This is a genomic window from Bradyrhizobium sp. USDA 336, from assembly GCF_044908355.1.
Lineage (GTDB): Bacteria > Pseudomonadota > Alphaproteobacteria > Rhizobiales > Xanthobacteraceae > Bradyrhizobium > Bradyrhizobium yuanmingense.
This window is the reverse complement of sequence record NZ_JBIYDC010000002.1, coordinates 3,052,726-3,076,253: the sequence shown is the minus strand read 5'-3', so window position 1 is coordinate 3,076,253 and position 23,528 is coordinate 3,052,726. Positions and strand designations below refer to the sequence as shown.

Annotated in this window: 22 protein-coding genes; 13 read left to right on the top strand and 9 right to left on the bottom strand. The window is 65.0% G+C overall.

The window, feature by feature from the left end; genetic code table 11:
• Positions 1-55 precede the first annotated feature (55 nt).
• The 4 genes from ABIA45_RS15290 to ABIA45_RS15275 are packed head-to-tail and all read left to right on the top strand — an operon-like array spanning position 56 to position 3,333.
• Complete coding sequence (locus tag ABIA45_RS15290) at positions 56-934, top strand: branched-chain amino acid ABC transporter permease (RefSeq protein WP_404652642.1); 879 nt, start codon at positions 56-58, stop codon at positions 932-934.
• Positions 934-1,917: a branched-chain amino acid ABC transporter permease gene (locus ABIA45_RS15285; RefSeq protein WP_036004933.1), complete on the top strand. Its 984-nt coding sequence runs from the start codon at positions 934-936 to the stop codon at positions 1,915-1,917. The genes ABIA45_RS15290 and ABIA45_RS15285 overlap by 1 nt, the downstream gene beginning before the upstream one ends.
• Positions 1,914-2,645 carry an ABC transporter ATP-binding protein gene (locus ABIA45_RS15280; RefSeq protein WP_057027088.1) on the top strand — a complete coding sequence of 244 codons (732 nt, stop codon included), beginning with the start codon at positions 1,914-1,916 and terminating at the stop codon, positions 2,643-2,645. Before ABIA45_RS15285 ends, ABIA45_RS15280 begins: the two co-directional genes overlap by 4 nt.
• The gene (locus ABIA45_RS15275) at positions 2,629-3,333 is read left to right on the top strand and encodes an ABC transporter ATP-binding protein (RefSeq protein WP_404652640.1); all 705 of its coding nucleotides are present in this window, start codon (positions 2,629-2,631) and stop codon (positions 3,331-3,333) included. Before ABIA45_RS15280 ends, ABIA45_RS15275 begins: the two co-directional genes overlap by 17 nt.
• A gap of 181 nt (positions 3,334-3,514) precedes the next feature.
• On the opposite strand, the gene ABIA45_RS15270 is transcribed toward ABIA45_RS15275, so the two are convergent.
• Positions 3,515-4,201, bottom strand: coding sequence for an aldolase (locus tag ABIA45_RS15270; protein WP_271545336.1), 687 nt, complete (start codon positions 4,199-4,201; stop codon positions 3,515-3,517).
• On the opposite strand from ABIA45_RS15270, the gene ltnD reads away from it, so the two are divergent.
• The 4 genes from ltnD to ABIA45_RS15250 all read left to right on the top strand — a co-directional run bounded on the left by ltnD (position 4,149) and on the right by ABIA45_RS15250 (position 9,150).
• Complete coding sequence (gene ltnD / locus ABIA45_RS15265) at positions 4,149-5,225, top strand: L-threonate dehydrogenase (protein ID WP_333919949.1); 1,077 nt, start codon at positions 4,149-4,151, stop codon at positions 5,223-5,225. The genes ABIA45_RS15270 and ltnD overlap by 53 nt on opposite strands.
• A gap of 13 nt (positions 5,226-5,238) precedes the next feature.
• A complete protein-coding gene (otnI, locus tag ABIA45_RS15260; RefSeq protein WP_157281212.1) occupies positions 5,239-6,021 on the top strand; it encodes a 2-oxo-tetronate isomerase in 783 nt (260 codons plus the stop codon).
• Positions 6,018-7,289, top strand: a complete 1,272-nt coding sequence (gene otnK / locus ABIA45_RS15255) for a 3-oxo-tetronate kinase (protein WP_404652638.1) — start codon at positions 6,018-6,020, stop codon at positions 7,287-7,289. The genes otnI and otnK overlap by 4 nt, the downstream gene beginning before the upstream one ends.
• A gap of 169 nt (positions 7,290-7,458) precedes the next feature.
• A complete protein-coding gene (locus ABIA45_RS15250; RefSeq protein WP_404652636.1) occupies positions 7,459-9,150 on the top strand; it encodes a methyl-accepting chemotaxis protein in 1,692 nt (563 codons plus the stop codon).
• 12 nt (positions 9,151-9,162) lie between these two features.
• On the opposite strand, the gene ABIA45_RS15245 is transcribed toward ABIA45_RS15250, so the two are convergent.
• A complete protein-coding gene (locus ABIA45_RS15245; protein WP_404652635.1) occupies positions 9,163-10,671 on the bottom strand; it encodes an acetyl-CoA acetyltransferase in 1,509 nt (502 codons plus the stop codon).
• A gap of 119 nt (positions 10,672-10,790) precedes the next feature.
• Entirely contained in the window at positions 10,791-11,924 is a 1,134-nt protein-coding gene (locus ABIA45_RS15240) for a nitronate monooxygenase (protein ID WP_275509007.1), read from the bottom strand.
• A 286-nt stretch (positions 11,925-12,210) separates the two neighbouring features.
• On the opposite strand from ABIA45_RS15240, the gene yghU reads away from it, so the two are divergent.
• Complete coding sequence (gene yghU / locus ABIA45_RS15235) at positions 12,211-13,086, top strand: glutathione-dependent disulfide-bond oxidoreductase (protein ID WP_404652632.1); 876 nt, start codon at positions 12,211-12,213, stop codon at positions 13,084-13,086.
• 194 nt (positions 13,087-13,280) lie between these two features.
• Here the strand turns inward: yghU and ABIA45_RS15230 are convergent, their stop codons facing one another.
• The 4 genes from ABIA45_RS15230 to ABIA45_RS15215 all read right to left on the bottom strand — a co-directional run bounded on the left by ABIA45_RS15230 (position 13,281) and on the right by ABIA45_RS15215 (position 16,899).
• Positions 13,281-13,895: a flavin reductase family protein gene (locus tag ABIA45_RS15230; RefSeq protein WP_275496603.1), complete on the bottom strand. Its 615-nt coding sequence runs from the start codon at positions 13,893-13,895 to the stop codon at positions 13,281-13,283.
• Positions 13,896-14,063: 168 nt separating this feature from the next.
• Positions 14,064-15,341 carry an acyl-CoA dehydrogenase family protein gene (locus ABIA45_RS15225; RefSeq protein WP_404652629.1) on the bottom strand — a complete coding sequence of 426 codons (1,278 nt, stop codon included), beginning with the start codon at positions 15,339-15,341 and terminating at the stop codon, positions 14,064-14,066.
• A gap of 291 nt (positions 15,342-15,632) precedes the next feature.
• Complete coding sequence (locus ABIA45_RS15220) at positions 15,633-16,013, bottom strand: VOC family protein (protein WP_404542544.1); 381 nt, start codon at positions 16,011-16,013, stop codon at positions 15,633-15,635.
• Positions 16,014-16,119: 106 nt separating this feature from the next.
• Entirely contained in the window at positions 16,120-16,899 is a 780-nt protein-coding gene (locus ABIA45_RS15215) for an SDR family NAD(P)-dependent oxidoreductase (RefSeq protein ID WP_404542542.1), read from the bottom strand.
• 166 nt (positions 16,900-17,065) lie between these two features.
• On the opposite strand from ABIA45_RS15215, the gene ABIA45_RS15210 reads away from it, so the two are divergent.
• Genes ABIA45_RS15210 through ABIA45_RS15200 form a run of 3 tightly spaced genes read left to right on the top strand, consistent with a single transcriptional unit; the run spans position 17,066 to position 19,218 of the window.
• On the top strand, positions 17,066-17,854 hold the full coding sequence (locus tag ABIA45_RS15210; RefSeq protein ID WP_157281228.1) for an enoyl-CoA hydratase/isomerase: 789 nt from the start codon (positions 17,066-17,068) through the stop codon (positions 17,852-17,854).
• Complete coding sequence (locus ABIA45_RS15205; protein WP_157281231.1) at positions 17,851-18,837, top strand: phosphotransferase family protein; 987 nt, start codon at positions 17,851-17,853, stop codon at positions 18,835-18,837. The genes ABIA45_RS15210 and ABIA45_RS15205 overlap by 4 nt, the downstream gene beginning before the upstream one ends.
• 3 nt (positions 18,838-18,840) lie before the next feature.
• Complete coding sequence (locus ABIA45_RS15200; protein ID WP_275509010.1) at positions 18,841-19,218, top strand: DUF6285 domain-containing protein; 378 nt, start codon at positions 18,841-18,843, stop codon at positions 19,216-19,218.
• Positions 19,219-19,471: 253 nt separating this feature from the next.
• On the opposite strand, the gene ABIA45_RS15195 is transcribed toward ABIA45_RS15200, so the two are convergent.
• Complete coding sequence (locus ABIA45_RS15195; protein ID WP_271545327.1) at positions 19,472-20,251, bottom strand: enoyl-CoA hydratase-related protein; 780 nt, start codon at positions 20,249-20,251, stop codon at positions 19,472-19,474.
• Between the two features lie 210 nt (positions 20,252-20,461).
• Here ABIA45_RS15195 and ABIA45_RS15190 point away from each other — a divergent pair, with 210 nt between their 5' ends.
• Entirely contained in the window at positions 20,462-21,736 is a 1,275-nt protein-coding gene (locus tag ABIA45_RS15190) for an acyl-CoA dehydrogenase family protein (RefSeq protein ID WP_404652626.1), read from the top strand.
• Positions 21,737-21,863: 127 nt separating this feature from the next.
• On the opposite strand, the gene ABIA45_RS15185 is transcribed toward ABIA45_RS15190, so the two are convergent.
• Positions 21,864-23,441, bottom strand: coding sequence for a fatty acid--CoA ligase (locus ABIA45_RS15185; protein WP_404542533.1), 1,578 nt, complete (start codon positions 23,439-23,441; stop codon positions 21,864-21,866).
• Positions 23,442-23,528 lie beyond the last annotated feature (87 nt).

Sequence of the window (23,528 nt, the reverse complement as noted above, 5' to 3'; positions counted from 1 at the left end):
TCGCTTCGCTCGCAATGACGAAGCCTGTCGTGACGTTTCGAACGGGGGACCAGAGTTGACAGCCCAAGCCATTATCCAGAGTCTCGCGAGCGGCCTTCTGATGGGCCTGCTCTACGGATTGATCGCGGTCGGCCTCGCGCTGATCTTCGGCCTGATGGACGTCACGAACTTCGCCCATGGCGAATTCCTGATGATCGCGATGTATCTGTCCTTCTTCCTGTTCGCGTTTTTCGCCATCGATCCGTTGCTGTCGGCGCCGCTCGTCGCCGCGGCGCTCTTCATATTCGGTGCGGTCGTCTATCTGCTCCTTGTACGCTTCGCCATGCGGGCCAAGGCCAATGCCGGCATGGTGCAGATCTTCACCACCTTCGGCCTTGCCATCGTCATGCGCGGCCTCGCCCAGTACTTCTTCACGCCGGACTATCGCAGCATCCCGCAGTCCTGGCTCGGCGGCAAAACCATCTCGGTCGGCGGCATCTTCCTGCCGGAGCCGCAGCTGGTCGGCGCGCTGGTCTCGATCGCGGCCTTTGCCGCTCTCTATTTCTTCATCCACAAAACTGATTTCGGCCGCGCAATCGAAGCGACCCGCGAGGATCCCGGTGCAGTCGCGCTCGTCGGCATCGACAAGAACCGCGTCTTCGCGTTCGGCTGGGGCCTCGGCGCCGCGCTGGTCGGCCTCGCCGGCGCGATCATGGCGGTGTTCTTCTACATCTATCCCGACGTTGGCGCCTCCTTTGCGCTGATTGCCTATGTCACGGTGGCGCTCGGCGGCTTCGGCAGCGTGTTCGGCGCCTTTGCCGGTGGCATCATCGTCGGTCTCGTCGAAGCGGTCACCGCGCTGGTGCTGCCGCCGTCGCTGAAATCGGTCGGCATCTACTCTGTCTATCTGCTGGTCGTCTTCATCCGGCCGCGCGGCCTGTTCGGATCGATGTGATGGACAAGGATTTTGCAGCGCGGCGCCGCCGCGACCTGATCATCGCCGCAGCGCTCGCTACCATTGCCGCGCTGACGCCGTTGTTCGTGAAGGACGTCGTCGTTCAGAACATCCTGATCCTGACACTGATGTATGCGGGATTGTCGCAGAGCTGGAATATCCTGTCCGGCTATTGCGGGCAGATCTCGCTCGGCCACGCGCTGTATTTCGGCCTCGGGGCCTATACCACCGAGCTACTGTTCACGAAGTTCGGCGTGCTGCCCTGGTTCGGCATGCTGGCGGGCGGGGTGGTGTCGGCGCTGATCGCGATGGGGCTCGGCTATCCCTTCTTCCGCCTGCGCGGCCATTACTTCGTGATCGCCACGATCGTCATCGCCGAAATCGGCTTGCTTCTGTTCCACAACTGGGAATGGGCAGGCGCCGCGATGGGTATCACCATTCCGATCCGCGGCGACAGCTGGCTGAAATTCCAGTTTCTGCGCACCAAGCTGCCCTACTTCTATTTCGCGCTAGCGCTGTGCTGCCTCGCCTGGTTCGTGACATGGTGGCTGGAAAACTCCAAGTGGGGATTTTGGTGGCGCGCCGTCAAGGACAACCCGGAGGCGGCCGAGAGCCTCGGTGTCGACGTGTTCAATTCCAAGATGGGTGCGGCCGCGGTTTCCGCCTTCCTTGTCGCCGTGGGCGGCAGCTTCTACGCCCAGTTCGTCTCCTATATCGATCCGGAAAGCGTCATGGGCTTTCAGTTCTCGCTGCTGATGGCGCTGCCGGCCGTGCTCGGCGGCATCGGCACCCTGTGGGGGCCGGTGTTAGGGGCGGCCATCCTGATCCCGCTGACTGAGCTGACGCGCTTCAAGTTCGGCGGCTCGGGGCGGGGTGTCGACCTCATTGTCTACGGCACGCTGATCGTTCTGATCTCGCTGGCCCTGCCGCGCGGCCTGCTGAGCCTGTTTTCACGCCCGAAGAAGACGGGAGCTGCCCGATGAGCGCGCTGCTCGAAACCCGCGGCGTCTGGCAGCGCTTCGGCGGCCTCGTCGCCAACAGCGACGTCTCGATCTCGGTCGGCCGCGGCGAGATCGTCGGCCTGATCGGCCCGAACGGTGCCGGCAAGTCGACGCTGTTCAATCTCATCGCCGGTGTTCTGCCGCCGACGCAAGGCTCGATTCTATTCGACGGCGAGGACGTCACCAAACTGCCGGCGGCCGAACGCTGCCGGCGGGGCATCGGCCGCACCTTTCAGGTCGTGAAGAGCTTCGAGACCATGACTGTCATCGACAACGTCATCGTCGGCGCCCTCGTGCGTACCACCGTGATGCGCGAGGCGCGCCGCAAGGCGCATGAAGTGCTGGAGTTCACCGGCCTTGCCGCGCGCGCCGACGTGCTCGCCAGCGACCTCGTGCCGGCCGAGAAGCGCCGCCTCGAAGTCGCGCGGGCGCTTGCGACCGAGCCGAAGCTGCTGCTGCTCGACGAGGTCCTCACTGGCCTCACGCCGACCGAGGCGCAGACCGGCGTCGCGCTGGTGCGCAAGGTGCGCGATGCCGGCATCACGGTCTTGATGGTCGAGCATGTCATGGAGATCGTGATGCCGCTGGTGGACCGCGCCATCGTGCTCGACCTCGGCAAGGTCCTGGTCGAGGGCAAGCCCGCCGACGTCGTGCGCGATCCCAAGGTGATCAAGGCATATCTGGGAGATCGTCATGCTGTCGGTGCGTGAAGTCACCACCGCCTATCAAGGCCTGGTCGCGATCTCCGCGGTCTCGATCCAGGTCGAGAAGGGCGAGATCGTTTGCGTCGCCGGCGCCAACGGCGCGGGCAAGTCGACGCTGCTCAAATCCATCGCCGGCGCCGAGCGTCCGCGGTCCGGCACGGTGACGTTCGACGGCAAGCGCCTCGACGGCATGGCGCAGCATCACATCACGGCGACCGGCATCGCCTATGTGCCGGAAAACCGCCGTTTGTTTCCGCGTCTATCGGTGCGCGACAACCTTCGCCTCGGCAGCTATCTCTACCGGGGCGAAGCGAACCGCGAAGAGCCGCTCGATCTCGTCTTCAAGCTGTTCCCGCGCCTCCAGGAACGTCTGGAGCAGCGCGCCGAGACGCTCTCCGGCGGCGAGCAGCAGATGCTCGCGATCGGCCGCGCGCTGATGACGCGTCCGCGCCTGTTGATGCTGGACGAGCCCTCGCAGGGCATCATGCCGAAACTGGTCGACGAGATCTTCCAGGCCGTGAAGCTCATCCGCGACTCCGGCATGACCGTCCTCATCGTCGAGCAGCGCATGGCCGAATGCCTCGAGATCGCCGACCGCGCCTACATCCTGCAAACGGGCCGCGTGCTGATGCAGGGCTCGTCCGCGGAGATCAAGGGCAATCCGGACGTGAGGAAGGCGTATCTGGGGCTGTAGCCGAATAGTATCGGGCACGCCCGCGCAACATACCCGGTGTCATCGCCCGACTTGATCGGGCGATCCAGTACTCCGAGACGTCAGAGATATGCAGAGAAGCCGCGGCGTACTGGATTCCCCGCTTTCGCGGGGAATGACAGCGGTGGTGAGGCGACGCTCGTCCACCCCTTACCGCAAGTCGCTAATGCTCGTACCCGTGCTCCGGCAACGTCACCCCGAACACCTTCACCAGATCCGTCACCTGCTCCGGAGACAAATACCGCGGGTTCATCCCGCGCAGCAGCAGATACAGCTTCGCCGTCTCCTCCAGCTCTTCCGTCGCGAACACCGCCGCCTCCAGCGTATCGCCGGCGACGACAGGGCCGTGATTGGCGAGCAGCACGGATGAATATTTCCCCGCCAGCCCCTTGATCGCATCTGCGACCGCGGGGTCGCCGGGGCGGTAATAGGGCACGAGCGCGGTGGCGCCGCATTTCATCAAATAATAGGCCGTCATCGGCGGCAGCGCGGCGCGCGGATCGATCTCGGGCAGCATCGAGAGCGCCACCGAATGCGTGGAGTGGAGATGCACGATGGCACGAGCACTGCCGCGCGTGTCGTAAAGCGCCGTGTGCAGCGGAACTTCTTTCGTCGGGGCATCGCCCGAAACCAGCCGGCCCCGGCTATCCAGCCGCGACAGCTTCGCCGGGTCGAGGAAGCCGAGCGAGGCATTGGTCGGGGTCACCAGCCAGCCGCCATCGTCCAGCTTGACGCTGATATTGCCGGAGGAGCCCGGCGTCAGCCCGCGCTCGAACAGGGATCGTCCGAAGCGGCAGATGTCCTCGCGCAGCCGTGTCTCGTTGCTCGTTTCGGTTCTCATGGCCGTCATGCCTGCTTGTCTCACGCTTTGGCAGCGCGGCCAAGCCGTGTTATTCGGTTGCCAAGCTGCCGCAAAGGGCGGCTATTTGGGAAACGTTCGCAAGGGTCAGTTGCATATGTCCGCCTCCACGTCACAAAGTCAGCGTATCGCCGTTGTCGGGCTCGGCTCGATGGGCTTTGGCATGGCGACCTCGCTCAGGCGCGCCGGCCATGCCGTGACCGGCTGCGACGTCTCGGCGGATGCCGTCGCACGTTTCGTGAAGGACGGCGGCACCGGCGCCAAAACGCCGGCCGAGGCGGCCACGAATGCCGACATCGTCGTCAGCGTCGTCGTCAACGCCGGCCAGACCGAGGCGATCCTGTTCGGCAAGGACGGCACCGCCGAGACCATGCCGAAGGACAGCGTGTTCGTCTCCTCGGCGACCATGGACCCGGACGTGGCGCGGCGCCTGGCCAAGCAGCTGGAGGCGACCGGCCGGCACTATCTGGATGCGCCGATCTCCGGCGGGGCGCAGCGCGCCGCGCAAGGTGAATTGACGATCCTTGCTTCCGGCAGCTCCGCGGCTTTTGCGAGGGCGCGGCCGGCGCTCGATGCCATGGCTGCAAAGCTCTACGAGCTCGGCGATGCCGCCGGGCAGGGCGCTGCGTTCAAGATGATCAATCAGCTGCTAGCCGGCGTCCACATCGCCGCCGCCAGCGAAGCCATGGCGTTCGCGGCCAAGCAGGGCCTCGACATCCGCAAGGTCTACGAGGTGATCACGGCCTCCGCCGGCAATTCATGGATGTTCGAGAACCGCATGCCGCATGTGCTCGACGGCGACTACACGCCGCGAAGCGCGGTGGAGATCTTCGTCAAGGACCTCGGCATCATCCAGGACATGGCGCGCAGCGCCCGATTCCCCGTGCCGGTCTCCGCCGCCGCGCTCCAGATGTTCCTGATGACATCGGCCGCCGGCATGGGCCGCGACGACGACGCATCGGTCGCGCGCATGTATGCGCAGGTCACCGGCGTCAAGCTGCCCGGCGACAAGTAACAGAGGATTTCCAATGCCCCGTTTCGCCGCCAATCTCTCGATGATGTTCACCGAGGTGCCGTTCCTCGACCGCTTCGATGCCGCCGCGCAAGCGGGCTTCACCGCGGTGGAATTTCTGTTTCCGTACGAGCATCCCGCCGAGGCGGTCGGCGAGCGGCTCAAGCGCAACGGCCTGACCCAGGCGCTGTTCAACCTGCCGCCGGGCGACTGGAACGCCGGCGAGAAGGGCTTTGCCGCGCTGCCATCGCGCTTTTCCGATCTCAAGGCGAGCCTGGAGACGGCGCTGCCTTATGCCAAGGCGACCGGCGTCAAGCGCCTGCACCTGATGGCCGGCATCGCCAACCGCGGCGAGCGCGCCGCGATCGAGGCCTTCTACAAATCTGTGGCCTGGGCTGCCGAGTTCTTTGCGCCGCACGGCATCGATATCGTGATCGAACCGATCAACGCGCGCAACGTGCCCGGCTACTTCCTCAATGATTTCGGCTTCGCGCGGGATCTGATCCAGGAGCTGAGGCTTGCGAACCTGAAGCTCCAGTTCGACATCTATCACTGCCAGATCATCCATGGCGACGTCACCATGCGGCTGCGCGAGATGATGCCGATCATCGGCCACATCCAGATCGCCAGCATTCCCTCGCGCAACGAGCCCGATGGCGAGGAGCTGAACTATCCGTTCCTGTTCGAAGAGCTCGATCGGCTCGGCTATGCCGGCTTCGTCGGCTGCGAATACAATCCCCGCGGCAAGACCACCGATGGGCTTGCCTGGTTCAAGCCCTATGCGGGAGTGAAGCCGTGACCCCAGCGTTAGGCTGCATCGCCGACGACTACACCGGCGCCTCCGATCTCGCCAACACGCTGACGCGCGCCGGCCTGCGCACCGTCCAGACCATCGGCATCCCTGCCGACGATCTGGCGCTGCCCGAGGTCGATGCCGTCGTGGTGTCGTTGAAGAGCCGCTCGATCGAGGCCGGCCTTGCCGTGTCGCGCTCGCGCGCGGCGGACAAATGGCTGCGCGGCCGCGGCGCGGGCCACGTGCTGTTCAAGATCTGCTCGACCTTCGATTCCACCGACGCCGGCAATATCGGCCCGGTCATGGATGCGCTGCGCGCCGATTGCGGCGAGGGAGCCGTGCTGGTGACGCCAGCCTTTCCGGAGACCGGGCGCACCGTCTTTCAGGGCAATCTGTTCGTCGGCGCCGTGCCGCTCAGCGAGAGCCCGCTGAAGGACCATCCACTCAACCCGATGCATGATTCCAACTTGGTGCGCGTGCTGGCGCGCCAGAGCAGCACGCAGATCGGCCTCGTCGATCTCGCCACCGTCGCGCGCGGCGCGGAGGCCGTGCGGGCACGGCTGGCCGAGCTCGCCGCCAGGGGCATCGGTGCTGCGATCATCGACGCCGTGTTCGACCGCGACCTCGAGACCATCGGGCTCGTGGCCGCCGAACATCTTCTGTCGGTCGGCGCGTCCGGCATGGGCCTGGGACTTGCGCGCGCGCTGGTGTCGACGGGCAAGGTGAAGCCGGCACTGAGCAGCGAAACCGGCGCGGCCGTCGGCGGCCTGGCGGCATGCCTTGCCGGCAGCTGCTCGCAGGCGACGCTTCAGCAGATCGCGTATGCCGCGGGTGTCATGCCGGTGTTACATCTCGATCCGGAGCGTATCATTACGGGGGCGGGCGAAGCCGAGCGTGCGCTGGACTGGGCAAGGCCGCGACTGGCCGAAGGTCCGGTGCTGATCGCATCGAGCTCGACGCCCGATCAGGTCGCCGCGCTGCAGGCGCGCCACGGTCGCGACGCCGCCGGTCATGCGATCGAGCAGGCCATGGCCGATATTGCAGAAAACCTTGTAAAATCAGGCGTGCGGCGACTGATCGTTGCCGGTGGCGAGACATCCGGCGCCGTTGTCGATCGGTTGAAGATTCCCGGATTTCTCGTAGGAGTAGAGATCGCGGCTGGCGTTCCGGTGCTGCGCGCGGTCGGCGCCGAAAGCGACATGCTGCTCGCTCTGAAGTCGGGAAATTTCGGCGGCGCAGAGTTTTTCTCGGATGCGCTTAGGCTCATGCGCTGAGCGCAGAACATCTTTAGCTACCTGTTCATTTCTTTCGGGCTCCGTACTCGCACGGATTCGCAGCTGACATCCGCACGGGTTGCTCTTGTGTTGGATGTCGGCGCTGCTCCTTTTGTTTGATTCGTAATTCCCGGACGCGCGCTCGCGCCTGCACGAAGAGACCTCAATCATGTTTGCCAACATTTCCATCCGCGCCAAGATCATCAGTGTCGTGGCGTTCCTGCTCGTCGCGATGGCCGGCATGGGCCTGCTCGCCATCATGAAAATGCGGTCGATGAACGCCAACACCGCCGACATCACGATGAATTGGATGCCCAGCGTGCGGGTGCTCGGCGAGCTTCGGGCGAGCGTCATCACCTATCGCAACGTGGTCCGCCAGCACATGCTTTCCGACACGCTGGACGAGAAGCTCGCCAACGAAAAGACGGCCGTGACGGTGCTCGAGGCGCTTGCCAAACACCGCAGCCGCTACGAGCCGATGATCACCTCGCCGGAGGAGCGGGCGCTCTACACCCAATGGGCAAAGCTCTGGGACGATTATAAGAAGGGCACGGAAGAGGTGATGGCGCTCTCGCGCAAGGAAGCCGGCAAGATCCCACACGAGGCCCGGGAGCTGAATACGAAGACCGTCAACAAGCTCGGTCTTCAGGCAGACGAGGTCCTGACCAAGGACATCGAGCTCAACACCAAAGGCGGAGAACAGGCCGCCCAGGACGCCGCCGACAGCTACGCCTATACCTTCATGCTGGTCTCGGCCATTCTCGGCGCCGCCATCGTCATCGGCATCGCCGTCAGCTTCTATCTCGTCCGTGACGTCTCTAGCGGCATCAACTCGATCACCCTGCCGATGCAGGCGCTGGGGCGGGGCGACCTCTCCGCTGAAGTCCCGCACCGCGGTGCGAAGACCGAGATCGGCGCCATGGCCGACGTGCTCCAGATCTTCAAGGAGGCGTTGATCGCCAAGAAGGTCGCCGACGAAGCCGCCGCCGCCGACGCCGAAGCCAAGATCGAGCGCGGCCGCCGCGTCGACAACATCACCCGCGAATTCGAAACGATGATCGGCGAGATCGTCCAGACCGTGTCGTCGGCCTCGACCCAGTTGGAGGCCTCCGCATCGACCCTGACTGCGACCGCCGACCGCTCGCAGCGGCTGGCGACCACGGTGGCCGGCGCTTCGGAGGAAGCCTCCACCAACGTGCAATCGGTGGCCTCGGCGACCGAGGAGATGGCCTCGTCGGTCGGCGAGATCAGCCGTCAGGTGCAGGAATCGGCGCGGATGGCGGGCGATGCCGTCGGCCAGGCGCGCGCCACCACCGATCGCGTCAGCGAGCTTTCCAAGGCCGCCTCCCGCATCGGTGATGTCGTCGAGCTGATCAACACCATCGCCGGCCAGACCAACCTGCTGGCGCTGAACGCCACCATCGAGGCGGCGCGCGCAGGCGAAGCGGGCCGCGGTTTTGCCGTCGTCGCCTCCGAGGTGAAGGCGCTCGCCGAGCAGACCGCGAAGGCGACCGGCGAGATCGGCCAGCAGATCTCCGGCATCCAGGCGGCGACCAACGACTCCGTCGGCGCCATCAAGGAGATCTCCTCGACCATCGAGCGCCTGTCGGAGATCTCGTCGGCCATCGCCGCTGCGGTGGAAGAGCAGGGCGCCGCGACGCAAGAGATCGCCCGCAACGTGCAGCAGGCGGCGCAGGGCACCCAGCAGGTGTCGTCCAACATCACCGACGTGCAGCGCGGCGCGACCGAGACTGGCACGGCCTCCTCGCAGGTGCTGTCGGCGGCGCAGATGCTGTCGAACGATTCCGGCCGGCTGAAGAGTGAGGTCAGCAAGTTCCTGACCAACGTCCGCGCCGCGTGAGGTGCGCGATCGCTAGGCCACCCGCCACTCCGGCACGTCATCCGCTGCCATAGCGATTTCGCCGAGCGAGCCGACCGGGGTGCGATCCATGGCGAGCAGATGCGCCAGCGTCGCGCCATCGCTGGCCGGGATCCGCGCCAGCGTGCGGCGATCGTCCTCTGTCCGCAGCATCACGACGCCATGCTCGATATTGCCGCCGCGGCCGTAAAGCACGGTGAAGCTCTCGACCTTGCCCTTGCCAGTGGCCTCCGCGACGAACTCCGGCACCGCGCGCTTGTTGCGGTCCGCATCGGCCTGCGCGCTCGTTTCCTGCACCAGCGCCTCGCGCGGCGCCGTCTTCGACACCACCAGCGCGTGGTGCTTGGTGACGAAGCCGCCCTGGCCGTAGAGCAGGCCGAGCCTGGCGCCGTCGCGCATACGGGACACCATCGCACAGGCCGCATGCGTCATGTAGGTGTTGAGCGGCGCGCCGAAGAAGGTGAGGCCGCCGGTCACGGTCGGCTGCACGTCGGCACCTAAGCCCAGCGTCCGCCGCGCCATTTTGGGCACGCAGGGGAAGCAACTGTAGAGCTCGATCGCGTCGAAGGACTTGCCGTCGCCGCCGGCGAGATCCATCGCCGCTTTCAGCACGGCGTTCTGCGGGTGGCTCTCGTAAAACTGGTCGCGCAGCAGATAGTCGCGCGGCTCTTCCGCCGAGGCGCCGCCGAGCGGGTAGACCAGTTTGTCTTCGGCGATCCCGGCCGCGCGTGCCTTGGCGAGACTGGTGAGCAGCAGCGCACCGCCCATGTTGACGCTGGGGTTGGCCACCATCAGCTTGTTGTAGGGCCAGGCGATCAGCCGGTTGTCCGCGGTCGGCGTCGTGATCTCCTCCGGCGCATAACGCCGCTTCAGCCAGGCGTTTGGATTCTGCGCGGCGGCTTCCGAATAGCGGGACCACAGCGTGCCTGATTCCGCCATGGCCTCGCGCGGTGTCTGCCCCCAATGCGCGGAGGAGGCCGCTTCATAGAACGGATAAACGGTCACAGGTCGAAACACGCCGAGCTTCACCGCCAGCGGCTTCTGGAACGCCGCGCCGCGCTTCGGCTCCTCGACGTCATGAGCGAACGGCGTCCACGGGAGCTTGACGCCGGTGCGCTCCGCCTTGGTCGCGGTCGATTGCGCCTCGGCGCCGCAGATCGCCGCCACGCTGCACTCGCCGCGCGCGATGCGCTTGGCCGCCTCGTGGATGTAGCGGATCGGGCTCTCGCCGCCGACTGGGCCGTAATAGCAATGCGCGGGCGAGATGCCGAGGCGTTGCGCCAGGAGCTGCTCCGGATCGCGATAGCGCCAGCTCAGGAAATTGACGACGTCGAGCGATTGCACCTCGCCGAGCAGTTTTGCACCGGCGTCTTGTTCGGCGCGCCGCAGCGCCTGTTCGAGCAGGTCGAGCGGTTCGAGACCCGCCGCGATCTCCTTCGGGCGATCGATGATCTCGCCGATGCCGACGATGACGGGGATGCGGTCTTCGGGGATATTGGTCATTTCTTCTTGCTTCAATTCACGATGTCAGTTGTTCGTCATTGCGAGCGCAGCGAAGCAATCCAGAATCTTTCCGCGGCGGCAGTCTGGATTGCTTCGCTGCGCTCGCAATGACGAATGGACTACTCTGCCACCAGCGCATTCATGTGCTCGACGGCTTCGGCAAAATCCTGCTTGAACTCCTGTACCACGGCGCCCGCTGATTTCACGCTGTCGATCAGGCCGACGCCCTGGCCGACGAAATAGCTGACGAGATCGCGCGCCCTCGCGTTGCCGCTTGCGGCGGCTCGATCGATCGAATGGAACGCGTCGCGGCTGATGATGCTTTGCAGCGGCATTGGCAGCGCGCCCGGGCTATCAGGCGCACGGTCCCAGGCATCGGTCCAGACCGAGCGCAGCTGCCGCGCCGGCTTGCCGGTGCGGCCCTTGGAGCGGACGGCATCACGCGAGGACGCCGCGATCATCTTCTCGCGAAAGATCTCGCTCGTCTCGGACTCGACGGTCGCAAGCCACACCGAGCCGGTCCAGGCGCCCGCCGCGCCCATCGCCATGCAGGCCGCCATCTGCCGTCCCGTCATGATGCCGCCGGCCGCTAGCACCGGCACGTCGCGGATCGGCTTGATCGCCTTGATCACCTCCGGCACCAGCACCATGGTCGAGACCTCGCCGCAATGCCCGCCGGCCTCGGTGCCCTGCACCACGAGGATGTCGACGCCGGCCGCGACCTGGCGCAGCGCGTGCTCCTTGGCGCCGACCAGCGCTGCGACCGGCACGCCATGCTTCTTGCCCATCTCGATCATCGCCTTCGGCGGCACGCCCAGCGCATTGGCGATCAGGCGGATCGGATGATTGAAGGAGATTTCGAGCAGCTGAAGCGCGGTCTTGCCGTCGAACGGCTGCGGCTGGTTGTCCGCGACCTCGGTGGTGGTCAGCTCGATGTCGTACTTCTTCAGGAGATCGCGCGTGTAGTTGCGGTGCTCCTGCGGCACGCGCGCTTCCAGGCTCTTCCAGGTGACGTCCTTCTCGCCGGCTGTCGAGATGTTTTCCGGGATCAGCACGTCGATGCCGTAAGGCTTGCCGTCGACGTGATCGTCGATCCACTTCAGCTCACGCTCGAGCGTATCCGGCGTATGCACCGTCGCGCCCAGCACGCCGAAGCCGCCGGCGCGGCTGACGGCGGCGACGACGTCGCGGCAATGGCTGAAGGCGAGCAGCGGGAATTCGATCCCCAGCATGTCGCAGATCGGCGATTTCATGGCTCTCTCCCGGCGGCAGGCTTCGCATTCTCGTTGCTTTCGCTGGCAAAGCAAAGTGACGCGAGCGGATCGATGACATGCCGGATCCGGCGGTGCATCTTGTGTATAGACGTTGCGCTCTATCCGTTGGCCGCGCAGGCCCTGCAGGCGCCCGGGAATGACGGAGGGGAGAGCTGCCATGACAAAACGCAGAGTTGTCCCATCCGGCAATGCATTGCGGCGCCCTTGTCATCGGCCGTTTGCGGGCTAATTAATGCAGACGCATCCTTTTTTCCCGGAGCCCCGTATGACCGACGCCCCCGCCTACGTGCCGCCCAAAGTCTGGACCTGGAACAAGGAGAACGGCGGGCAATTCGCCAACATCAACCGACCCATTGCCGGCTCCACCCACGACAAGGAGCTGCCGGTCGGCAAGCACCCGCTTCAGCTCTACTCGCTGGCGACGCCGAACGGGGTCAAGGTCACCGTGATGCTGGAGGAGCTCCTGGCGCTCGGCCACAAGGGCGCCGAATATGACGCCTGGCTGATCAAGATCGGTAATGGCGATCAGTTCGGCAGCGGCTTCGTCGACATCAATCCGAATTCCAAGATCCCGGCGCTGATGGACCGCTCCGGCCCAGAGCCGATCCGGGTGTTCGAGTCAGGCTCGATCCTGTTCTACCTCGCCGAGAAGTTCGGCGCCTTCCTGCCGAAGGATGTCAAGGCCCGCACCGAGGCGATGTCCTGGCTGTTCTGGCAAATGGGCAGCGCGCCCTATCTCGGCGGCGGCTTCGGCCATTTCTACGCCTATGCGCCGACCAAGATCGAATACGCCATCGACCGTTTCGCAATGGAGACCAAGCGCCAGCTCGACGTGCTTGACCGGCGTCTCGCCGACAACGAGTATCTCGCGGGCAAGGACTACACCATCGCCGACATGGCGGTGTGGCCCTGGTATGGCGCGCTCGCCAAGGGACTGGTCTATGGCGCCGGCGAATTTCTGTCGGTGCAGGACTACAAGAACGTGCAGCGCTGGACCGACCAGATTGCGCAGCGCCCCGCCGTGAAGCGCGGCCGCATGGTTAACCGCGTCTCCGGCGATCCCGCCAGCCAGCTCCACGAGCGCCACGACGCGAGCGACTTCGAGACCAAGACCCAGGACAAGCTCGTGCCCGCGACGTAGCTGACGGGTTCATCACCTCTCCCCGCAAGCGGGGAGAGGTCGAATTCGATCGCAGATCGAATTCGGGTGAGGGGGTACAGGTCCCTCGACAGTCTCGCGCGTGGAGAAACGCCCCTCACCCCAACCCTCTCAGCGCGAGCCAAGCTCGTCGCGGCTCCGTAAGAATGGGCGAGGGAGCGCACCGTTGCTGCGGCCTATTTCTTCATGCCCTCCGCCGCCGGAAACACCACGCGGTCATCGGTGCGGCAGTAACGGTCGGCGAACATGCGGCCGATCGGGTGATAGCGGTCCATGTGCACCCGCATCGCCTTGTCGTCCCAGAGCTCGTCGCGGATGTGGAAGTGGAGGCCTTCGCCCATGATCAGCCGGCGATCGTCGTTGACGTCGATCAGCTTCCAGAGCTTGCACTCCATCGCCCAGGGCGTGTCAGCTAGCCGTGGCACCGCGATCTTCGTCGAGGGCGCAAGCTTCAGCCCGAGATAATCGGGCTCGCTGATCTCAGGCGGAAAATCGCCGCTGCTCTCGTGCATCGCCCGCGCCAGCGGCTCGTCCGTGAGGTTGACCACGAATTCACCGGTGCGCTGGATGTTGAGAAACGTGTCCTTGTCCTCGCCGTTCGGCTTGCGGTTCGCCGCGAACATGCAGAGCGGCGGATCCTCGCAGAAGGCGTTGAAGAAGCTGAACGGGGCGGCGTTGACCACGCCGGTCGGCCCGAGCGTGGTCACCCACGCGATCGGCCGCGGCAGAATGAAGGACGTCAGCACCTTGTAGCGCTCGCGTGGCGTCAGCTCGCTGGCGGCGTAGTCCATTGGGGCTCCTCGGCTTTCTTCGCCTCTCCCCGCCTGCGGGAAGAGGCCGATGCGCGGAATGCGCGGCGGGTGAGGGGGCTCTCCGCGAGTCCGACTGTCACCGTCCTCGTGGAGAATCCCCCTCACCCTCTCCCCGCAAGCGGGGAGAGGGAAAAGAGATAAGGCGCCTTACGCCATGCTCAGCTCGTGGCGGCCCACCACCATCCAGTGCACCTCGTCCGGACCGTCGGCGAAGCGCAGGTGCCGCACGTCCTGGTACATCTCGGCGAGCGGGGTCCAGTGCGAGATGCCGGTGGCGCCGTGCATCTGGATGGCTTGATCGATGATCCTGCAGGCGCGCTCGGGCACCATGGCCTTGACCATGGAGACCCAGACGCGGGCCTCCTTGTTGCCGAGCACGTCCATTGCCTTGGCGGCCTTTAATACCATCAGCCGCATCGCCTCGATCTCGCAGCGCGCCTGCGCGATGATCTGCATGTTGCCGCCGAGATGGGCGATCTTCTTGCCGAAGGCTTCGCGGGTGAGGCCACGCTGCACCATCAGGTCGAGTGCCTTCTCGGCCTTGCCGATGGTGCGCATGCAATGATGGATGCGGCCCGGGCCGAGGCGGAGCTGCGAGATCTCGAAGCCACGGCCTTCGCCGAGCAGGATGTTCTCCTTCGGCACGCGCACATTGTTGAAGCGCATGTGCATGTGGCCGCGCGGGGCGTGGTCCTGGCCGAACACGTACATGGGACCGAGCACCTCGACGCCGGGCGTGTCGCGCGGCACCAGGATCTGCGACTGCTGCTTGCTCGGCGGCGCGTCCGGGTTGGTCTTCACCATCACGATGAGGATCTTGCAGCGGGGATCGCCGAGACCCGAGATGTAGTACTTCTCGCCATTGATCACCCATTCGTCGCCGACCAGCTTTGCGGTGGTCGAGATGTTCTTGGCGTCGGAGGAGGCGACGTTCGGCTCGGTCATGACATAGGCCGAACGTATCTCGCCGTTGAGCAGCGGCTTCAGCCATTTCTCCTTCTGCTCCTTGGTGCCGACCCGTTCCAGCACTTCCATGTTGCCGGTGTCGGGCGCCGAGCAGTTCATGGTCTCCGAGGCCAGCGGGCTCTTGCCGAGCTCGGCGGCGATATAGGCGTAGTCGAGATTCTTCAGGCCCTGGCCGGTCTCGTCATCGGGCAGGAAGAAGTTCCAGAGGCCTTCCTGCTTAGCCTTGTTCTTGGCCTTCTCCAGCACCTCGAGCTGCTTCGGCGTAAAACTCCAGCGATCTTCTTTGCCTTCGCCGGCCTTGGCGAACTCGACCGACATCGGCTCGACGGTATCGCGGATGAACTTCTTGACGTGATCGTAAAGCGGCCGGACTTGGTCCGACATTCGCAAGTCGTTGAGCTCGTCGCCGGGATTGAGCGTGTAGTTGGTGGTGCGGGGAATGTAGGTGTGTTTTGTCATTGGTCCTCCCGGGGGTCACTGAGATCGCATTGGGGGCGAGAATAGTCGCAGCGACGCCAAAGCGCGAGCGCGCATTTACCGCGCGGAGCCATGCCACCTGATGGAATATCGCGAGGGCGTTTGAAATGTTGTTTGAATGGGGCGACGCGCAAGTGGGCTCTAAGCGCCGTCCGATCCCCAGGAGTCCGTCATTGCGAGCGCAGCGAAGCAATCCAGAATCTTAACCGCCGCGGCAGCCTGGATTGCTTCGTCGCAAGAGCTCCTCGCAATGACGGGAGAGACCGGTCGACCTCAGGCAGGCATCCGGTGCATCGCGCAGATCTTGTTGCCGTCGAGATCGCGCAGGTAAGCCAGATACAGCTTGCCGCCTGGGCCCTGACGCACCCCGGGCGGATCCTCGATCGATTTTGCGCCGGCTGCAACGCCCGCTGCGTGCCACGCATCGACCTGTTCCGGCGAATTGGCGGCAAAGCCGATCGTGCCGCCGTTGGCGCAAGTCGCCGGTTCGCCGTTGATAGGCTTCGATACCGAAAACACGCCGGTCTTGGTGATGTAGAAGATGCGGTGGCCGTCGACCCTGGCCGGCCGCACCTCGAGCGTGCCGAGCAGTTGGTCGTAGAACGCCTTGGCCTTGTCCAGGTCGTTGGTACCGATCATGACGTGTGAAAACATTTGCCCGTTCCCTCAGTGTTGTAGCCCGGATGGAGCGATGCGAAATCCGGGTCTTGCTTGCTTTTGGCCGTCCCGGACTCGCTGCGCTCCATCCGGGCTACGAGAATCAAAACGCGGTATAGCCGCCGTCGATCACGAACGTATCCGCGGTGTGATACGACGACGCCTTGCTCATCAGATACACCGCGATGCCGCCGAAATCGGAGGCTTCGCCGAAGCGCCGCATCGGAATCCGCGGCATCACGTTGGCTACGAACTTGTCGTTCGCCATGAGCCCTGCGGTCATGTCGCTCTTGATCCAGCCCGGCAAGATCGCATTCGCGGTGACGCCGTGACGCGCCAGCTCGACGCCGAGGGCGCGCACCAGCGCGTTGATGGCGGCCTTGGTCGCGGCATAATGCTCGTTGCGCGCCGTGCCGAAGATCGAGGCGAGGCTCGAGGTCGCGACCAGCCGGCCAAAGGGATCGCCGGCATTGGCGCGATCCGTCATGTGCTTGGCGGCGGCCTGGAACGCGTGGAACACGCCGTCGAGATTGGTCGCGAACATCGTGCGCCATTCCTCCTCGGTGCGCTCGATGAAGGCGCGCCGGCCACCGCCGCCGATGCCCGCATTGGCGAAGCAGCCATCGACCCGGCCGAAGGTGTCGAGCGTCGCCTTCATCGCTGAATCGACCGAGGCCGGATCGGTGACGTCGCAGACGCGGCTGTCGACCTTGCCGGACAGGCCCGCCATGCTCGCGGCGGCGGCCTTGTTCTTGTCAGCATTGCGGCCCCAGATCGAGACGTTGCAGCCCTGGCCCGCGAGCGCCTGCGCGATGCCGAGCCCGATGCCGCCATTGCCACCGGTGATCACGGCGACGCGGCCGGAAAGGTCGAAGAGGTTCATGGCGCGTTTCCTGTTTTTAGACTGCGGCGCATCAGCCGCTGCGCACAAGATTGCTTGCTATGCTCCGATCACCATGGACAAGACCGCGCCAAAAATCAAATATGCGCCCCGGCAAAACGAATTCCGGCCTGCGAAACTGACGCGGGCCGCAACCGATGAGGAAACCATGCAGTTCAAACACGTCACGCTCGATTTCGATGGCTCGGTCGCGATCCTCAAGCTCGACCATCAGGAGGTGATGAACGCGGTCTCCGTCGACATGCTGGGCGGTCTTTCCGAGGCGCTCGATGCGATCGAGGAGAAGAAGGACGCGGTGCGCTGCGTGGTGCTGACCGGTGCGGGGCGGGCGTTCTGCACGGGCGCCAATCTGCAAGGCCGCAACAACCAGGCGAAGAAGACCAAGGCCGGCCTGACGCTGGAGACCGGCTTTCATCCCTTCCTGCGCCGCATCCGCAACCTGCATTGCCCCATCGTCACCGCGGTCAATGGCCCGGCCGCCGGCGCCGGCATGAGCTTCGCGCTGCTCGGCGACATGATCCTATGCGCGCGCTCGTCCTATTTCCTGCAGGCCTTCCGCCGTATCGGCCTCGTGCCGGATTGCGGCTCGACCTGGCTGTTGCCGCGCCTCGTCGGCCGCGCGCGCTCGATCGAATTGTCGTTGATGGGTGAGCGCTTGCCGGCCGAGAAGGCACTGGAATGGGGCCTTGTCAACCGCGTCTATGATGACGGCGTCTTGATGGAGGAAGCGATGAAGCTGGCGCGCGATCTCGCCAGTGGGCCGACGGTGGCGCTGTCGCTGATCCGCAAGCTCTATTGGGACAGCCCGGAAAATTCCTTCGAGGATCAGCTCAATCTCGAATTCCAGTGCCAGCTCCGCGCCGGCGACACCGAGGATTTCCGCGAGGGCGTCGGAGCGTTCCTCGAGAAGCGGCCCGCGCAGTTCAAGGGCAAATGATCGAGGCGGCGCTTTCACGCAGCGTCCGGCGCTGGTGCAAAGGGGCGACCGGCGCGACCTCTGCGGCAAAGCTCTCCGGCGGCGCCAGCCAGGAAACCTGGCGCTTCGACATCACCCATCCCGACGGGCCGATCGGCGCGATCTTGCGCCGCTCGCCGAAGGGCTATGGCGCCGCGCCGACCCGCGCGGCCGGTCTTGCCGCGGAAGCGCAGCTGATGCAGCTCGCCTATGAGGCCGGCGTGCCGTCGCCGCGCGTCCTGCATGTGCTGGTGCCGGAGGACGATCTCGGCACCGGCTTCATCATGCAGCGGATCGAGGGCGAGACCATCGCGCGCAAGATTCTTCGCGATGAAGAGTATGCGGCGGCGCGGCCGCGTCTGGCGCGGCAGATCGGCGGCATTCTCGCAGGTCTCCATCGGCTACCGCAGGACAAATTGCCTGCGCTGCGCAACAGGGGCGCGACCCAGGAGATCGCCGAGTTCGAGCGCGACTATCGCAGCCTGAACTGGCCCAAGCCCGTGTTCGAGCTGGCGCTGCGCTGGCTGCGCGATCACGATCCCGGTCCCTCGGCCGAGACCACGCTGGTGCACGGCGATTTCCGCAACGGCAATCTCATCATCGGCGCCGATGGCGTTCGCGCCGTGCTCGACTGGGAGCTCGCCCATCTCGGCGATCCCATGGAGGACCTTGGCTGGGTCTGCGTCAATTCCTGGCGTTTCGGCGAGATCGACAAGCCCGTCGGCGGTTTTGGCACGCGCGAGGAGCTGTTCGCCGGCTATGAGGCGGCAGGCCGCAAGGTCGATCCGGACCGCGTCAAGTTCTGGGAGGTGATGGGCACGCTGCGCTGGGGCATCATGTGCGGCGGCATGATGCAGCGCTTTCGCGAGGGGCCCGACCATTCCATGGAGCGCGCCATGATCGGCCGCCGCGCCAGCGAGACCGAGATCGATCTGTTGCGGCTTTTGGCGCCGCGCGGGAGCTGACACATGCAGGACGAGCCGACCCCGATCGAGCTGACCAAGGCAGTCGCCGATTTCCTCCGCAGCGACATCACGCCGCTGATCTCCGGCCACCAGGCCTTCAAGCTGCGCGTCGCCATCAACATCCTCGACCTCGTCACGCGGCAGTTGACGCGGGAGGAGGGGAGTGATGCGAAGGAGGTGGAGCGCCTGCGCGCGCTGCTCGGCATCGACGGCTCGGTCATGGAGCTGAACCGCGTGCTCGCCGAGCGCATCGCCAGGGGAGAAGTCGATCTCGCGACCCCCGGTCTCGCCGAGCATCTCTGGGCGACCACGATGGACAAGCTCGCGGTGGATCAGCCGAACTACGCGTCCTACAGGCGCGAGCTGGGGCGGGGCGGATAGCTCTTTCCCCGTCATTGCGAGGAGCCCTTGCGACGAAGTAATCCAGACTGTCTCTGCTGGGCAACCTGGATTGCTTCACTACGCTCGCAATGACAGTGTTGAAAGAGGGGGCGCTCCTCTCTCCTCCGTCATTCCGGGGCGTCGCGAAGCGACGAACCCGGAATCCATTCATCCGCACGTTCTGTCGCTCGATGGATTCCGGGCTCGCGCCTGTCGGCGCGCCCCGGAATGACGAGTTGGGGAGACTCGTTTCCTACTTCCCCACCCATTTCGGCGGGCGCTTCTCGGAAAACGCCTTCGGGCCCTCGATGTAATCCTGCGAGGCGACCATCGCCTGCACGGCCGGATAATCCCGCTGCTCCGCGATCGCCTGCTCCAGCGACGCGCCAAGCCCCTTCTGGATCGCCTGCTTCGAGGCCCGGATCGACATCGGCGAATTCTTGGCGATCATCTCGGCCCAGCGCAGCGCGGCCGCGAGCGCCTCGCCCTGCGGCACCACCTCGTTGACGAAGCCGAGCTCGAGCCCCTCCTTGGCGCTGACATGGCGCGCGGTGAGGATCATGCCCATGGCGCGCTTCAGCCCGATCTGCCGCGGCAGCCGATGCAGGCCGCCGGCGAGCGCGGCAAGGCCGACGCGCGGCTCGGGCAGGGCGAAGGTCGCGTTCTCCGCGGCGATGATGAGGTCGCAGGCGAGCGCGATCTCGAAGCCGCCGCCCATGGCGACGCCGTTCACGGCGGCAATGATCGGCTTGTCGCAGTCGAAGCGCGAGGTGAGGCCGGCGAAGCCGCCCTTGTCCCAGCCGCGTTTTCCCCCCGCTGCCTGCCACTTCAGATCGTTGCCGGCGCAAAACGCCTTATCGCCGCTGCCCGTGACGATCGCGATCCACTGCTCGGGATCTCCAGAGAAATCGTCAAACACCTTCTGAAGCTCGAAGTGCGCATCGGTGTGCAGCGCGTTGTAGACCTCGGGCCGCGACAGCGTCACGATCGTGATCGGCCCCTTGCGTTCCACCTTTGAGAATTTCAGCTCCATCGCGCGCTCCCGGATTTCTTTCGAAGGAATATTGGCGCCATACTACCGTGCGGGTGCGCCAGAGCACCATCGAATTGCGCGGGCGCGCCTTGCGCTCCTCACATCTCGGCTTGCTTGACTTGCACGCGCTCTTCTCACCTTAATCGCACCAAGCAAGAATGCGCCCAGCGCCTTAACGCAAAACGATAAAATCAATCCGGGAGAGAACCTGTGGATTTCTCATTGCCTGCCGATCTCGTTGCCTATCTCGGAGAGCTCGACCGCTTCATCGAACGCGAGATTAAGCCGCTGGAACAGGCCGACGACAACGTCCGCTTCTTCGACCATCGCCGCGAATGGGCGCGCACCGATTTCGAGAATGGCGGCCTGCCGCGCCACGAATGGGAGGCGCTGCTGCGCAAGGCCAAGGATCTCGCGGATGCCGCCGGGCATCTGCGCTTTCCGGTGCCGAAGCAATATGGCGGCAAGGAAGGCTCCAATCTCTGGATGGCCGTGATCCGCGAGCATTTTGCCGCCAAAGGCCTCGGTCTGCATAACGACCTCCAGAACGAGCACTCCATCGTCGGCAACTTCCCCGTCGTCACCATGCTCGACCGCTACGGCCGCGACGACCAGAAGGCGATGATCGACGGCTCGATCAGAGGCAAGTACCGCATCACCTTTGGCCTGACCGAGCCGCATCACGGCTCGGACGCGACCCACATGGAGACGCGCGCGGTGCCCGCCACCCGCGACAACGTGAAGGGCTGGATCATCAACGGCGAGAAGATGTGGACGACTGGCATGCATGTCGCCACGCACTGCGCGCTGTTCGCGCGCACCAGCGGCAACGATGGCGATGCCCGCGGCATCACCTGCTTCCTGGTGCCGGCCAAGAGTCCCGGCGTCAAGGTCGAGGAGTACATGTGGACCTTCAACATGCCGACCGACCATCCGCGCGTCAGCTTCACCGACGTCTTCGTGCCGGAGGATGCGCTGTTCGGCGAGGTCGGCCGCGGCCTGTCGCTGGCGCAATGCTTCGTGCACCAGAACCGCATTCGCCAGGCGGCAAGCTCGCTCGGCGCCGCGGTCTACTGCATCAACGAGAGTGTGAAATACGCGCGTGAGCGCAAGCCGTTCGGCAAGGCGCTGGCGGAAAACCAGGCGATCCAGTTCCCGCTGGTCGAGCTTGCGACGCAAGCCGAGATGCTGCGCCTCTTGATCCGCAAGACCGCCTGGGAAATGGACCAGCTCAACGAGGAGCAAATCGAGCGCACGCTCTCCGACCGGGTCTCGATGTGCAACTACTGGGCAAACCGCCTCTGCTGCGAGGCCGCCGACCGCGCCATGCAGGTCCATGGCGGCATGGGCTATTCACGCCACAAGCCGTTCGAGCACATCTATCGCCACCACCGGCGCTACCGCATCACCGAAGGCAGCGAGGAGATCCAGATGCGGAAGGTGGCGGGGTTCTTATTCGGCTATATGGGGCCGGGGAAGCATTAGAGGCTCGCAATGCTCTGGTAGGGTGGGCAAAGCGAAGCGTGCCCACCACCTCTATCCGCAAGCATCAAGCGTAGAGAGATGGTGGGCACGGCGCTTTGCGCCTTTGCCCACCCTACGGCACCGCGGATCAATTCACCCGACGATCCTTCCCCGCCCAATACGGCTCGCGCAATTGCCTGCGCAAAATCTTGCCGCTCGGATTCCGCGGCAGCGCCGGCAAAAACTCCACGCTCTTCGGCGTCTTGTAGCCGGCGATGCGGGTCCGGGTGAAGTTGATGATGTCGGTCGCGGTCGCCTGCTTGCCCGGCTTCATCACCACCATCGCCTTCACTGCTTCGCCCCATTTCTCGTCGGGCACGCCGATCACGGCGGCTTCGGCGACGTCAGGATGATCGCACAGCGCGCTCTCGACCTCGGCGGGGTAGATGTTCTCGCCGCCGGAGATGATCATGTCCTTGATGCGGTCGTGGATGTAGAGATAGCCGTCCTCGTCCATGTAGCCGGCATCGCCGGTGCGCAGCCAGCCGTCGCTGCGCAGCGTGGATGCGGTCGCCTCCGGCAGGTTCCAGTAGCCCGCCATGTTGGAGCCCGAGCGCGTTGCGATTTCGCCGACCTGCCGCGGCGGCAGCGGCTTGCCGTCCACGTCCAGAATCGCGATCTCCACGCCCGGCAGCGCCTTGCCGGCCGAGCGCATCCGCTCCAGCCCCTCGACGTGATCCTCCGGCGGCAGCGCGACGATGGTGCCGGTGGTCTCGGTCATGCCGTACAATTGCACGAAGCCGCATTTGAAGACGTCGATGCATTCCTTCAGCAGCGCTGCGGGGATCGGCGAGGCGCCGTACAGCATGTATTTTAGCCGCGAGAAGTCGACCGTCCTGGCGCGCGGCTGCCGCACCACGAATTGCATCGCCGCCGGCACCATGAACAGTTTTGTGATGCCCGACTGCTCGAAGAAGTCCAAAACCTTGGTCGGGTCGAACTCGCGTGCGATCACCCCGCGGGCGCCGTGATAGAGTCCCATCACACCCCAGCCGGAGCCACCGATATGGAACACCGGCATGGCCACCAACGACACGTCGTCGGTCGACCACCGGTTCCACTCCGGCTTGTCCTCGGCGTTGCCTGATTGCACCAGGTTGAGGAAGTTGGCATGCGACAACATCGCGCCCTTCGGCTTGCCCGTCGTGCCCGACGTGTAGAGCTGGATCGCGATGTCGCGGGTGTCGATCGGCACCTTCGGATCATCGCCGCTCTGCGCATCGCGCCATGCCGTAAAATCCGGCCATTCCGGCGCGCCGCCCTCGGTGGTGATGATGGTGCGGACGCTTGGTATCTGATCCCTGATCTGGCGGACGAGCGTGATGAACTCCGGTCCCACGAAAAGCACCGGCGCGTTGCAATCTGAAACGATGAAGGCGACCTCGGGCCCTGCTAGCCGCCAGTTCACCGGCGCCATCACGACGCCACCCTTCATCGCGCCCATCAGGAGCTCGAAATAGATGTCGCTGTTCTTGCCGAGATAGGCGATGCGGTCGCCCTTCTTCACGCCCATTGCGAGGAGCGCGTTCGCGACCTTGTTGGTCTTGGCGTCGAACTCGGCGAAGCTGGTGGTGCGGCCCTCGAATTCATAGGCAATAGCGCTGCCGCGGCTCTTCGCACGCTCGCGCACCATGTCGGCGAGGTTCGCCAATGGCTGTGTGGACATGTTTCTCCCGCAGGCGTTTGTTTTTATGCCGGGGAGTGTGGCGTCATCCGCGGGTGAAGACAAGATGGGACAAGATCGGCTGCGGTT